Origin of the sequence: Paenibacillus sp. FSL R10-2796 (assembly GCF_037965315.1) — a bacterium.
Classification (GTDB): domain Bacteria; phylum Bacillota; class Bacilli; order Paenibacillales; family Paenibacillaceae; genus Paenibacillus_AQ; species Paenibacillus_AQ odorifer.
The window spans coordinates 3,741,413-3,755,594 of sequence record NZ_CP150178.1; the positions used below are offsets into that span (position 1 = coordinate 3,741,413).

Below are 14,182 nucleotides of genomic sequence, written 5' to 3' on the forward strand. Positions count from 1 at the left end.
CACGTAAATTGGAACGTCTGGAAGAAGAAATATATAAAATTAAACAGTAAAATATCCATTATATCCATTAATGATGGCATGTTGAACGATGGGGAGGTTTAATCTCGGAGAAGCCCTCAATTTACGTGACACTAAAAAGTTGATCTATTTTGCAGATCAACTTTTTAGTTTACTATGTTAAGGGAGAAGAGACATCTTGTAGGGAGATTATTTTCAATGATTATTGCTTATAAATTTGTTCTCCAAGACAGGATACCCGCGTTCATGCTCCTGCACGCCTTCATTGCAGATTCTGGGGTATGAAGTTCCTCACCCCAAGTAACATAATATCGGAATTCATAGAATCCTCCCAGTGTCGCCTTAAAGTTTGTCTCCCAATAATTATTCATGGGCCATGAGTACAGGTGGGCTGGATCATGGGCAAGCTCCGGATGGCCGCTCAGAAGACGATCCTCATAGTCTAATGAACCGATTTGAATCAGCGGCGTGTCCGGCATGGCAATCGCAATCCCTCGTCCTTCACTGATATACGCCACACCCTCATCAACACAGTAGAAATCGGCAAGGGAACCCGGGAGTTGGTCGATACGCGGTCGTACTGACGCACCGGTTTTTTCAATCCATAGTTCTTGCTGCGGTGAAGAGGGAGCACTTCCGAACGGAAGAGAAATGTATAGATTTTCTGGGTCCCATACACTTTCCTTATGCATGCGTACGGCAACATCAATTCGCGCACGATCACTGTATAAGGTGACAAGTAAGGAATAATGACTGCAGCCATTGACGCTGTATGTCAGACGAACTTTAGCGTATAGTGCGCCTTTTTCAACAATATCAACATTAACCAGTGTTCCCACAGAAGTAATTGCATCAGGGCCTCTACGATTGCGTCCCATCTTGCGCCGAACATCATACATACCAAATTCGTTAGCTGCCCGAGTCACATTATAAACAGGAGAAAATGCATGGTGATTCCGATCTGCACGAAGCAGGTTCTGATTCACGGTCTTGTCGATCCATTTCGTGATGCCAGCACCGATCTCCCATTCAAGTCTTACGTATTGCGATTCCATATATTTCGGCGTAACCTGAAGCTTCGGTGCGACTGGCGGGATGATATCCAACATACGATCCGAGCCTACATAATCTGTTCGATACGCAGTTACAGGTTTGTGATTGATAAGAGACTTGATCGTCAATTGTACCTGCTGCTTTGGCTGAAGCGTTACCGGAATGGTAAGGATGACACCGCGGTGCCCTGTAACCATTTGCACCTCATATTCAGTGCCCGTCGATTCATCCATGACTTCAAAACCGTTCTTCAATTCCGATATATTCCAGCCTTCCATAATGAGTTCAGCATAATCAGTTTGCAAAAAATCATTAGGATTATATAACTCAAATTTCATTGGACAATTAGGACGAAGCAAAGCGTCACCGCGAGCCTCAAGGATGTCGTATAAAGCGGTATGAGCGAGTGAGCTGGCATTGGCCGCATAGGCTTCTTTCCTGCAGCCAAGCTCTTGAACGAACGGATTCCAAGGTTCGGTGACCGAGGAATGATAACCCCATGTATGCTCAGCGAATAGCGCTAGCTCATATTCCATTGCTTCAAGACGTTCTTTGGAGACGATCTCGCATGCGGGATCTAATAGCTTCACCTTTGTATAGACACGCTGTGCTTCACGGAAAATCTGTACATGCATCGGCGTCGTCGCCGAGCCATCTGTCCACCAATCTGGCCAGTCCCCACGGAAGGTCTCGATTTCCTCGGGATGCTCCTCTGCATAAGCTCTCAAATCTGCAAAGAAATCGTCCAAGGTCGCCGGTTGAATCCGGATGCGTTCGCCATGCTTCTCATTCCATGGATTCACAAAATCCATCAACGCTGCGTTCGGCGAGCCGTTGTCGGTAGGAAGTCCGGACACCATCACCGGTACGAACGGGAACGTGTAACCATCAGCAACCAATTGCTGTAAATAACGATCAAAACGTGCTTCGGCCACTTCAAAGGATACACCGTTTCGGACATCATGATCATCGCGAATCGTATAAGATCCGCCAATGCCTGGGGTCAATCCAAGATCATTGCCGAACATGTAATGCTCACCGCTCCAGGTGAGAATACGATCTCCTTTCGGCGTTTCCCACCAGAACGGAATCTGCTTCTTCCACAGTGGAAACATGGAATGATGCGTATGAATACATGTAATCAAATTCTCGATACCTGCATCCGCCAGCACTTGACTGTATCCCCAACCAAAGCCTGTAATGTCTGCCGTCATCGCAGAACGTACCGGGAATTGAATCGATTGTCCATAATCTGTTATCCGCTTAATCATGATAGAGAGTATCTCTTGATTTAATTGCTCACCGAAATTGAGATAGGTGCCGGAGAGACCGATATAACCTTTCTTCACCGCATGAGCGAGTTCTTCTTTTTCTATGTCTGTGGCTTTCAATAGGAAGGATTCAACAGGCCAATAGGTTTCACATACCCACTTATAGCCTTTTAAGTCAGGTCTGGCGCCGCTCTCAATATCACGTACAATTTGCAGAGCCTGCCGAATATAATTGACATGATATTGACGAATTTTTTCTTGACGCTCGGTATAGCCGACATCGGTATGGGAATGTTGAATGACGTAAATTGTCCAAGGTTTGTGCTGATTCATCGTAGAGCTCCTTTCGGAATTACAGGATTATCGAATCGAGATATAAACGAAGGGAAATTATATATGTGATTGAAAATACAGCTTGAAGCGGAACAAAGCATCTTCTTCATACCATGCTTGGAAGTTCGTTCCCCATACATTGTTATGCAAATTCACATGCATACCTCCGGTAAGCGGAGCAAAAGTATGATCAAACTGAAGCAAGCGTGGCTTCCCAGGACAGATAAGTGCAGCATCCAACGTATCGATTTGCACTTTTCCATCTGCTGCTGCATAGTACATCCCTTGCTGAACCGCATGCATGTTGCGATTTCCACCTTGAACGACATCCAAAGGTGAGATGAGTTGTCCGATTTTGTCCAGCTTCCATTGATTTGGATTGTTCACGATCGGATTAAAGCTCATCCAAGAAGCTTCAGGAAGGCGATAGGCATCTTTGTCAAACCACTGCAGCTTGCATTCCACTGTATGCGTATGTTTTTTAAAGACATACTCAAGCGTTAATTCCCGTGGAGCGCCCATACGCTCACATGCCGCTCTCGGCATACGTAGGTTTGCAAGCACGACATCCTGCTCTTCACAAAAGACAGCCTGCAAGGACTGAAGCCTTGGTGTCATAACTTCATGTGCTATCCACTCGTGGGTTAAGTCCATCCCTGGTTTCCCAAAATCTCCGGTTGCCCACACATGCGTATGTCTCCATCTGAGATGATATTCACGATACCATCGGTCATAATCGGCCTGCGAATAAGTTTCGTAGGAGAATAAACCAATTTGATTTTTTGGACCGGCCCATGCCCGACCGCGAGCATCTTTCAGTCCGACAATTGCGCCACTATCCTCAAACACAACCTCAAAATCTCCTAATACATAAGGCTGGTCACTTGATAAGATAGTTGCATCCGTTAGAGTGCTACGAGATGGTTTCAACGCGAGCAGGGCAACTTCGGCTTTCTCTTGTCGTTCAGGTTGAAGTGCTTGGATTGCTTGTTTCAAGTATTCACGCTGTTCCTGCCAAGACTTCTCTATAAGACTAAAGGAACGTGCATTCAGCTTGGCATCGGCTTCCTCACCAAACATTTCAATCATTTCAGCGCGGGAGTTCATTTCGTAGAACCGATATTCCAGCGGGTTTAAGTTGATATCGACCTTATCGCGTTTGCGTGCTTCTTGGAAGTCATCTTTACCATAGTGGATATAATCTGCAAGATATCTTTTGATATCTACACCCCACGTATGCTCAGGAATCATAATTAACTCATCACAGAAATTGCGATATTCTTCATCGCTGTCTGTTAACGCCCCTTCTTGCAGCCACTTACTCTTCAAGCGTAGCAATTCTCGGTAACATGCTAATTTGTAAGGGTCGGTGGAAGAACCGTGAATCCAGCTATCGCCGATTTCTTCTTCTACGACAGTTAAGGTATTACGAATAGCCCATACCTTTTCGGCATACTGGTCTAATGTGGAAGCTTGTATCACTGCCTGCGGATAAGCTTCTCGCAGCTTGGCGAACTCAGCTTCAATCTGCTGCACCGTAGAAGGGCCATGATTATCATGGGTATGCGCGAAGTAAAGGATATCGTTCAAACTTTCGATGTCAAAGGTTGTGCCGTAATCTTTGCTGTAGTGGACAACAATTTCAGATCCGTCCGTATTTCGCCATAAGAACATTTCAGGAACGTGAGGAACATAGCTGGAAGGGTTAACGCCTAAGTGCAAATACTTTAGACCAGCCTTTGCCATATGCGTGATTAACGAGCGTGTATGACCGGGAACGTCCGTCATTTTGGCTGCGATCGTACGCTTGCCAAATCGCTCATCAAGTCGCGTCGCCATTTGAATGCCATAGTCAAGCAATTCGCGATCATATAACTCGGTATATGTGGTGAAAGGGAGACCATGCCATCTAAAATAATCCTTTGCAATCGCTTCTTCGACTTGTTGTCTTACTTCGTTGGAACCGTGCTTTAATAGATGATGGATTAACCATGAGCCCGTTGTCCAGATAAAGGAACCTTTCTCCGGGTTCTCGGCAAAATATTTCGCTGTTTGAATCGCACTTGGAAAAAATTGCCCCATATATCGGTCCGTCACATTTTTCGCGAAATCCGTGTAGCCAATATCCAAGTGTGTTTTGAATATAACGTGAATGTGTGTTGCGCTCTGATTCAAGTTCATCGCTCCTTCCTCATAATCACGATTTCAGTGTATAGCAATTTATCTCATTTGACTTTTCGATTTATATTGAATAGGATCAGAAACAAATCAAGCAGAGGTGGAGTATAGATTGTGGCGAATCATATCAAAAATGAACGGTGGGTATATGTCATAGAGGGAGAGAATGGCAACTCGGCTCGAGTAAAGGATTTATTGTTAATGGGGTATGACCATTTTAGCAAAGCGATGCCTTTAACGAATCATGTGCATGAGGATGCATACGAATTCGTCTATGTTGATCAGGGGGCTGTCGACTGGGAGATCGGAGACGAAACATACCATACGAATGCCCAGCAAGTTATACATACAAGTCCGGGGGAGCGGCACCGTGCCAAATTTGATTATATTGGTCCATCCACCATTTGGTGGATGATTATTCGCGACCCAGCCCGAAACAAGGAATGGTTCGGGCTTCAAGAGGAGGAGCGTCAGATCTTCGTTAATTGGATGCAGAACTGTCCACGCATTCAATTGGTCAGCAAGGACGTTGTCGTCTATTTCAAACAATTGAAGCAGCTTCTACAGAACCAGAGTACGGTACTGCTGGAATTTCAACTTCGGCATTATGTCATGGAAATTTTGCTGCATCTATTTCATCATTCGCAGCTTGTTGTGCATTCCCCAAACATGCATACCTACACGCAGCAGCTGAAGGACAGACTTCAGCAGAATCCATCTGCTCGTTATTCAATTGAACAGCTTGCAAAGGAGTTCGGGTTGAGTGAGTCGCATTTCTATCGTGTGTTCCGAGAGACGAATGGACAATCGCCTATAGTGTATATGGAACGAGTTCGTATAGATTGTGCAAGCCAGATGCTGAAGGAATCGAAGATGTCCATCACGGATATTGCCATGGAACTTGGATTTAAGACAAGTCAGCATTTTGCTACAGTATTTAAAAAAATGATAGGGGTGACACCGAAGGCCTGGAGAAAGCAGAATATGCAGCGATGAATTTGGTATTGAAATTTTGAAAACACTCGTCATATAACGGAGTGGTCATATGAACTTAAAGATTGATCGGCAGGACTTGATGAACAGGTTTATTCTCGAACGCCGGCCCGGACAGTGCTTCTCAACTAGCGCATTGGATGTACTTAAATCTTTCAAGTCAAATAAAGCGCTTAAAGCTTTCGGCAATTTGTTGATGTTTCTACGGACGCGATTCTGAGATACAGCATCGCTTACGCTACAGCTCATTAATAGTATGGAAGTTTCTCTAGATTCGTTGCATGTAATAGTGTATAAATATTGGATAAACTTATAACAATTTGGGTATTCAAACAACTCAAACAAAATAAGAAAGGAAAACTTCTATTATTAAGATAAATCTATTATGGGAGGTTTTATTATGAAGAAAAAATTGATGATTTCCTTATTTGCCTCAGCTTTACTTGTGCTTCCAGTAATACCGGTGTATAGCTTTGCAGCGGATACATCCAAACCTACGATCATAAATAACGGCCAAATTAACAACGGTCGAGTTCTCATTCCGTTACGAGCTGTTTCAGAAAATTTAGGCGCAAGTGTGGAATGGTTTCAAACGGAGAAAGAAGTAAAGATTAAAAATGGAGACACGACCCTCTGGCTTGCTGCAAATTTCAAACGCGCAATTATTGAATCACCACCGACTACAGATAACCCGGATATTCCGCACCGGGAATATATTGATATAGATACTGCCACGCAGGTCATTAAAGGAACAACCTATGTTCCGCTACGCTTTGTCGGTCAATCGCTAGGTGCAAATGTCTTATGGAACCAACAGTCTAAGCAGGCGACCATAACATTGGGGGGTAAGGAACTCGTAGTCAACATGGAGCAACAATCTATTCAAATCTCTGATAAGCAGAAAATTATGGATCCACGGTTAAAACAACTCTCCGATAAATTAAATCAAGCAGCTGATATCTCTTCAATTAAAAATATTAGTTCCTACTTCAAACCGTACTTTACCGATAAATTAATTAAGTCTATCGTTCAAAATAAAGGCTTGAATACAGCTAGTACCTATGAATCGCCTGCCTCGTCGCCAGTATACATTAACAAGACTTTAGCCACGCTTGCGCAATCGGTTATATTGGCAAATGGTCTAACAGGAGAAGATCAATATGCCGAGGATCGTACGATCACTCTCGTATTTACGAATGGTGTATGGAAGGTCGATAGCGTCAGCAAGGGGTTGAGGGTACTAATCTCAGGGTTCTCAGATTTTCAACCTCAATAATTATTCATAGGCTCCTGATATTTGAGTAAGAAAAACAAAGAAAGCCCTCACAAGAAGGGCTTCTTTGTTATGTTTATTAATATTAAAGTTTGAAAAGCAATATGTGCCAGGGGAGATGCTAAAAAACGAGGGGTTAATAAAGAAGATTTATTCTTGAGATTTTTATTGCAGTCACATTTTAGGTTGAGCTCTTCGTTGTATAGAGTGAAAGGGGGGGAGACAGCTTGAATGATACGGAGTTAAATCAGATCATTGCAGATGTGTTGGATGGGAACACAGAACAATTCGAGAAAATCATGGAGATTTATCAAAAGCCGATTTTTCTCTACTGTTATCACATGCTGGGCAATTATGCCGAAGCCGAGGAAAACGCACAGGAGGTATTTTTGAAGACCTTCCGCACCTTGAAAAAATATACCCAATATCAGATGGATTTTGGCGCCTGGGTATACAAGATTGCCTACCATCAATGTATCGACATCATCCGTAAGCGAAAGTTGGTGAAATATTTGCCTTTCTTTTACCAAGATGAGAAAGAAAATAATGAAGTCGATTTGCATATTGAAGCCAACTATTTTGATGAATCCGTACATCAGGCCATGGCAAAATTATCGGCGGAAGAGCGTAATTTGTTAATCTTACGTTGTGTCGAGGATAAAAGCTATCAGGAGATTGGATTGATTCTCGGTAAAAACAGCGCCAGCCTTCGTAAAAGGTACGAACGTACATCTGCAAAATTTCGAAAGTATTATGCGCAAGTGAAGGGAGTGGGAGTGTATGAATATGGACAGGGATCGGGATTTGAAAAAACTGTTTGATGACCCGCGCATTCCCGACGCCGACTTGACAGGAAAAGTAATGAGAATATTACATGCTAAGCCAAAAGAAAAGGAGAGGTTTTTTATGAAATATAAAGTTGTTCTGACTGCGTGTCTAGGGATGATGTTAATGGCCTCCACGGGTTATGCGGCAGTTCAATATCATTCTTTGACCAATAAAGATGGCAAAGTCGTATATGAAACTAAATCTACAAATGATTACGTAAAAACAGAAACGAAAGATGAGGCAGCGCGGTTCAAGGCATTTTTTGAACTGAAGGAAAAGGTGCTTAAGAACGGGGAAGCTGGGCTGTTCTATATGGTTGCCAATAACCCGAATCATCAAACAGATCTTGGAACAAAGTTGACGATCTTCCATGATCCATCTCAATTGCGCGATAAGATTACGGATAAATCCATTAAGATCGCAGACAACATCAATGGAAATTATACATTCCAAAAGGCGGACGTAATCTTTAAAAATGCTCAGGAAGTGAATCCTCCTTCTTCGGAAGAAAAAAAGAAAATGGCAGAAAAGCTGAGAAGGCAGGCGGAAGAATCCAATCAGGGATATGCCATGATGCCGGTTGAAATGACAGATCAGTTTTTCCTTCTCTTTGCTACGTATCAAAATGGCGAAGATAAAATCGGGGTTGATATCACTAATCTGAGTGGAAAGAGCGATCCTACAATGTATATTGACGAGAAGGTTGAATTTAAGCAGGAGATGGTTCAAGTGAAGGGAGTAGAAATGCTGCATACAGAATTTGCTCCTTCGCAGACGCACGAGCTGAAATGGGTATACGAGAGCCCAGACAAAAAGGTGAAATACGCCTATACTTTACGGGGTGACCTAAATAAAGTAAGCAAAGAAACCCTAATGAAACTTGCCGAAGGCTATTTGGAATAATAAATACAACAACAACGGGAATCTCCTCCTATCCAATTGGGGGGATTCCCCTCTAGTAAACCATAGTCCTTCTTCATTTTTTATCATAATCGTTTCTAAGCACCGATTTTAATTCCGTGGAACAATGCAAAAGAACGGCCGCTGTTCGCATCATTTGCGACAGGGCCGTTTTTTTGTTTTTCATAGGTTAGCTGTAAATTGCTATTCTTGCCAAACACTCATAGGGTCCCATGGCTTGATCTGATTGCCATATTTTCCAGCCAAAAAAGCTTTCATGTCTTCCAGCTTAGCAGGCACCTCGTTCCAAATTGGAAAGGGTGGTAACCCTCGTTTGCTTTTCAATAGGATATCCACTGTAACATACAAGCGTTCTGGCTGAATCCAATGAAGGAAGCGGGAAATATGCATTTGCTTGGTCAGAGACAAGGAATCGATTTCGTCATTGTAATGCTTGTTGAACTCGCTGATCAGGTTCAAGAGGTAGTCTCTCTGTTCCTTCACGAAATCCAAACCGCAAATGGCGCCATGCCCTGGAACAACGATTTCGGGTTTAATTTCATCAATAATGCGATCAAGCACTTTAACCCAATTGAGGGTTCCTTCTTCGCTGTATGCCGTACAACCATTAAACACGACATCGCCAGCGAACAGCACTTTTTCTTTTGGCATCCACAACAGCAAGTCACTATCAGAGTGGGCTGGAGCTACGCTGTAAATCATAACTTCCGTATCGCCAAGACGGATGTTGATATCATCCTTTATCTCAATATTCGGGAGCACCCATTCTACGCCTTCCAGGTCGAATCCTTCAAATTCCGCTGCAAAAAATCGCTCGCCCGGAGTCGATTCCGTAGAATCCTTTCCTCTTCTGATGACGCTGTCCATCCAGGTGATATTTTCGGTGAGACGCTCTCTGGAGGCTTCCTTGTGCATAATAATGCAAGCATCTTCAAACACTTTGTTTCCCCAGGCATGGTCGCTGTTATAGTGCGAGTTCACCACATATGCGGGAGAGCCGCCGTTGCTTACTTCCATAAAAGCCTCTCTCATTTCCCGCGCATGGAACAAATCGAAGAACGTGTCATACACCAGCCCTTCACCCTTGTTGATGAACCCGGCATTGGCCCAACTGATCCCGCGATACGGCGAAATACCGGCAAAAACGCCATCTGCGACTTCAATAAATTTAACGCGAGGTTTTTGGATAATACGTCCATACTTCATGAAAATTCTCCTTTTTCGTATATGTTTTTGGGGTAAGGCATACTGACTATGGCTTTATTATAGAGAACGGAAAACATAAATGCAAGCAAGTACTTGCATGCATTTATGCTGTGCGATATGATAGTAACAGAACAACATCACACTACATGTATGGAGGCGCTGCAACATGAAGCTAGTAACCTTTCAAACCAAAATATCCCAGGAACCTTTGTTTGGGCTTGTAATTAACGAGAAATTTGTCGTGTCTTTTGCCGCAATCATGAAAAAGCAGGGAACATTCGTTGACAGCCTTGAAAGTATGGACAGCTATCTTCATTATTTGCCGGCAAGTTATGATGCCGCTAAGGAATTGATGCAATATGCTGTCGAACAGTCGCATCAATTTAATGAAAATGAAATCTGCCCGATTGTAACGGTAAAACTGCTGCCGCCAGTTCCAAATCCGGCTGCGCTTATCGATTTCGGGCTGACGCCAAGACATCTGAGAAATGCTGGCGTAAATCTGCTGCAAAGAGAATATACAGGGCCGGAAAGAGAAGAGCTTAAACAAAAAATCGCTGAAAAATTCCAGCAAGATCCGAATAAAGTAACTTTCAGTTATTACAAATGTAACCATAATGCATTAATTGGCGATGGAGATACGATTCATTGGCCTTCGTACTCTTCCTACCTGGATATTGAGCCGGAGCTGGCCTTTGTTACAGGGATGGAGAACTGCATTGCAGGTTATGTTATTTTTAATGACAGTACTGTCCGCGATGTGCAATGGCCGGATTTCCAGGGGCTGACCGGACCGACGCGCTGCAAAGATTTTGATCGCAGCAAAGGCATAGGGCCATTTCTGGTTACGCCGGATGAAATCGACAATCCGCTGGTACTGGATGTGAATGTATGCATCGGGGAGAGACTGCACTGGAAGGGGAGCACATCCGAGTATGCTGCACACCCTGCAAAAGTGATGGAGGAGGTTCTCAAAGTTTTCACGCCGCTCCCGGGCACGATTATAGGAATGGGGACGATACCGGATTGCTGCGCAATCGAGACCGAAGAATGGCTGTTGCCCTCTGACCGAATCCAGATTACATTTGATAAATTAGGCACGCTCACGCAATTGGTGCCTGATCATGTCAAGATTACGGAACCAAGCCGCTGGGAAAAAAGAAGCGATTTGCCTTAAAAAACGTTTATCAAAATGATGAACCCCGACCCTGCTGCATATGCAGAACTTGTAGTAGAATAGGATTAACATATGCAAAAGGAGAACTACAATGCAAACTTCAGACAGAATCATTGAAGCCGCGACACAGCTCATCAAAAAGAATGGCTATAGAGGAGTAAGCACCAAAGCCATTGCAACGGAAGCTAAAGTCAATGAATCTACGATTTTTCGGCAATTTGGAAGCAAGCAAGGCATATTGGAAGCCATCATTGAAAGACATTCGGATATTCCGCAATTTGAGAAGCTGTTAAAAGAGGAAGCGACCGATAATCCGGAAGTCGATCTGCTGAATGTAAGTCAGCAGTACCGTTTGTTTTTCCATAAAAATGCTGACATCATTTTGATTGGCATCCGCGACAAAGGAATGCTTCCCGAATTAGACAGAGTGCTCGCGGATCCGCCGGCGAAGCTTCACTCCTTGCTGGTTGAATATTTTGAACGATTGCAGAAGAAAAAAGTTATCGCCAGACAGGATGAGCGTCTTGTCGCAATGTCTTTTCTCTCGATGTGCTACGGATTTCAGATGAGCGAGCTGATTCACCGGCAATATCAATCCCAATTCGTCACCGAGGAAGAGTTCTACAAGCATAGTGTCTCATTGTTTGTTAAAGGAATTTTAGCCCAGTCATAAGCATTATTGATTTATCCCATTCATCTAATGGAAGAGCATGCAGCGACGGTTGATGATGTGGTGATTATTTTTAGTAATGGAAAATAAAATACGTGGATGCATTATATAGAAACTGACCATTAATTAAGCCCAATTTTTTTAGGGGCTTTTTTTTTTGGGGACTCAGGATTGTATTTAGTCTATACCCAAACTTTCGAGTCAGAGTTATTGTACGAGCTTAAATGCAAGACAATCATGCCTATTGCATTGGAATTATCCAGGGCTGTACTTACTTAATATCTTATAAGAAATTCTTGAAATTACAGAAATTTATCCAATAGGGGGATGCTATTATACAAATACAAATAAAGACGAGGTGATGATATGCAAGCAAAATTGGCAGCGGACGCCATTCCCCTCCCCAAAAAGCGGAACTCATGGATAAGGACGTTAAAAAAGTATAAAGTGATGTACGCTCTCTTGTTCCCGGCATTAGTTTACTTTGCCGTATTCAAATACATTCCTATGGCGGGAATCATTATTGCCTTTAAAAACTATAATCTGGCTTTGGGACTATGGGATAGCCCATGGGTGGGATTTAGAAATTTTACAGATTTTATGAACGGCGTTTATTTCTGGGACATCATGAGAAATACGATTATCATATCCCTGTATAAGCTGTTGTTCGGTTTCTCAGCTCCTATCATACTTGCTTTGCTGCTCAATGAAGTTTATACCCAATGGTTTAAGAAAATCGTTCAAACGATCACTTATTTACCCCACTTTCTATCATGGGTCATTGTTTATGGAATGATGGTGGCATTATTAGCCCCAGGGGATGGTCTTTTTAACATGATATTGAAGGAAACTGGAGTTGAACCCATCTCATTCCTAACGGAACCTGCCTGGGGCAGACTGCTGATCATCTTATCTGAAATATGGAAGGATATTGGATGGGGAGCGATATTGTACCTTGCAGCATTAGCAGGAATCGATCCAAGCTTATATGAAGCGGCTAGAATTGATGGCGCTTCCAAGTGGAGACAGCTATGGCATGTAACACTTCCCGGCATTCGAGGCGTGATGATTCTGATGCTGATCCTTAAATTAAGCCATATTCTGGATGCTGGTTTTGACCAAATATTCATGTTTGCCAACAGCTTTAATCAGGAGAAGATCGACATTATCGACACATGGGTATACCGTGAAGGGCTCGAGCGACTTAAGATTGGCTTGGCTACTGCTGTGGGATTATTTAAAGCGGTCATCGGATTTGTTTTAGTGTTGGCAGCGAATAAGCTCGCCAAAAAATTCGATGGGCAAATTTGGTGAGGTGGTTATCAAAATGATCAATCTGACAATCGGAGAAAAGGTCTGGCAAGCATTCGTTTATTTTATTCTTATTTTGCTAGCTCTACTTTGCTTATTACCCTTTCTATATGTGGTTGCTGTTTCAGTAACGCCAGAATCGGAAGTGCTAAGAAGAGGAATTGTTATTATACCAGAAACCTTTACCTTTCTAGCCTATAAAGAAGTATTCATTTCTCATGGTATTGGGCAGGCGTATAAAATCACATTGTTTCGAACGATTGTAGGCACTGCTCTCAATGTGTTCTTTACGGTAATCGCGGCATATCCGTTATCCAAAAAATATTTGCCGGGTCGCAGCCCATTTTTACTATTCATTGTCTTTACCATGATGTTTGGAGGAGGATTAATTCCGACTTATTTACTAGTCCGCTCTCTGGGATTGCTAAACAGTCCGTGGGTATTGATCATTCCAAATCTCATTAGTGCATTTAATCTGGTGATCATTAAAGGCTTTTTCGAGCAATTGCCTGCTGAAATCGAGGAATCAGCGAGGGTAGACGGTGCAAGTGAACTTCAGTCGTTATGGCGGATCATTTTACCTCTGTCCTTGCCCGTCCTTTCCACAATTTCATTATTTTACGCAGTCGGGCATTGGAACAGTTACTTCGATGCTATTGTTTATATCAATGATTCCAACTTAATGCCGCTTCAAGTGATCTTGCGCAACATCCTGCTTAACGTCGCAACACAAAGTGCTGATTCGCTTGCCAATACCGGAGCTGTTAGTACGTTCGCTATACAAATGGCAGCAGTTGTCGTAACTACAGTTCCGATTTTGATCGTTTACCCATTTATGCAAAAGCATTTTACCAAAGGTGTGCTCTTGGGATCGGTTAAAGGTTAAAAAGATATTCCAACCTGAGTTGTTACGGGGAAACCGTGATAATATAGAAGCAAAGGAGAGGTCA

At 43.1% G+C, this 14,182-nt stretch carries 11 protein-coding genes; 8 read left to right on the forward strand and 3 right to left on the reverse strand.

Features of this window, described 5'->3' with window-relative positions; genetic code table 11:
- Window positions 1-227 precede the first annotated feature (227 nt).
- Both NST58_RS16935 and NST58_RS16940 read right to left on the reverse strand, forming a co-directional pair.
- Window positions 228-2,675 (reverse strand): hypothetical protein, encoded by a 2,448-nt coding sequence (locus NST58_RS16935; protein ID WP_076302960.1) that lies wholly within the window; start codon window positions 2,673-2,675, stop codon window positions 228-230.
- 57 nt (window positions 2,676-2,732) lie between these two features.
- On the reverse strand, window positions 2,733-4,850 hold the full coding sequence (locus NST58_RS16940) for a DUF5054 domain-containing protein (RefSeq protein WP_339243585.1): 2,118 nt from the start codon (window positions 4,848-4,850) through the stop codon (window positions 2,733-2,735).
- Window positions 4,851-4,967: 117 nt separating this feature from the next.
- Here NST58_RS16940 and NST58_RS16945 point away from each other — a divergent pair, with 117 nt between their 5' ends.
- The 4 genes from NST58_RS16945 to NST58_RS16960 all read left to right on the forward strand — a co-directional run bounded on the left by NST58_RS16945 (window position 4,968) and on the right by NST58_RS16960 (window position 8,850).
- Window positions 4,968-5,849 carry an AraC family transcriptional regulator gene (locus NST58_RS16945; RefSeq protein WP_076126531.1) on the forward strand — a complete coding sequence of 294 codons (882 nt, stop codon included), beginning with the start codon at window positions 4,968-4,970 and terminating at the stop codon, window positions 5,847-5,849.
- Window positions 5,850-6,246: 397 nt separating this feature from the next.
- Window positions 6,247-7,122 carry a stalk domain-containing protein gene (locus NST58_RS16950; RefSeq protein ID WP_339243586.1) on the forward strand — a complete coding sequence of 292 codons (876 nt, stop codon included), beginning with the start codon at window positions 6,247-6,249 and terminating at the stop codon, window positions 7,120-7,122.
- 224 nt (window positions 7,123-7,346) lie between these two features.
- On the forward strand, window positions 7,347-7,940 hold the full coding sequence (locus NST58_RS16955; RefSeq protein WP_076184897.1) for an RNA polymerase sigma factor: 594 nt from the start codon (window positions 7,347-7,349) through the stop codon (window positions 7,938-7,940).
- Between the two features lie 85 nt (window positions 7,941-8,025).
- Window positions 8,026-8,850, forward strand: a complete 825-nt coding sequence (locus tag NST58_RS16960) for a hypothetical protein (protein ID WP_076184896.1) — start codon at window positions 8,026-8,028, stop codon at window positions 8,848-8,850.
- Window positions 8,851-9,051: 201 nt separating this feature from the next.
- Here the strand turns inward: NST58_RS16960 and NST58_RS16965 are convergent, their stop codons facing one another.
- Entirely contained in the window at window positions 9,052-10,074 is a 1,023-nt protein-coding gene (locus tag NST58_RS16965) for an MBL fold metallo-hydrolase (RefSeq protein ID WP_076184895.1), read from the reverse strand.
- A gap of 166 nt (window positions 10,075-10,240) precedes the next feature.
- Here NST58_RS16965 and NST58_RS16970 point away from each other — a divergent pair, with 166 nt between their 5' ends.
- From NST58_RS16970 to NST58_RS16985, 4 genes are all read left to right on the forward strand, one after another.
- Entirely contained in the window at window positions 10,241-11,251 is a 1,011-nt protein-coding gene (locus NST58_RS16970) for a fumarylacetoacetate hydrolase family protein (protein ID WP_339243589.1), read from the forward strand.
- A gap of 91 nt (window positions 11,252-11,342) precedes the next feature.
- The gene (locus NST58_RS16975; protein ID WP_076126541.1) at window positions 11,343-11,924 is read left to right on the forward strand and encodes a TetR/AcrR family transcriptional regulator; all 582 of its coding nucleotides are present in this window, start codon (window positions 11,343-11,345) and stop codon (window positions 11,922-11,924) included.
- Between the two features lie 363 nt (window positions 11,925-12,287).
- Window positions 12,288-13,235 (forward strand): ABC transporter permease subunit, encoded by a 948-nt coding sequence (locus NST58_RS16980; RefSeq protein WP_339243590.1) that lies wholly within the window; start codon window positions 12,288-12,290, stop codon window positions 13,233-13,235.
- Between the two features lie 13 nt (window positions 13,236-13,248).
- Window positions 13,249-14,118: a carbohydrate ABC transporter permease gene (locus tag NST58_RS16985; protein ID WP_036677077.1), complete on the forward strand. Its 870-nt coding sequence runs from the start codon at window positions 13,249-13,251 to the stop codon at window positions 14,116-14,118.
- The last annotated feature ends 64 nt before the right edge of the window (window positions 14,119-14,182 follow it).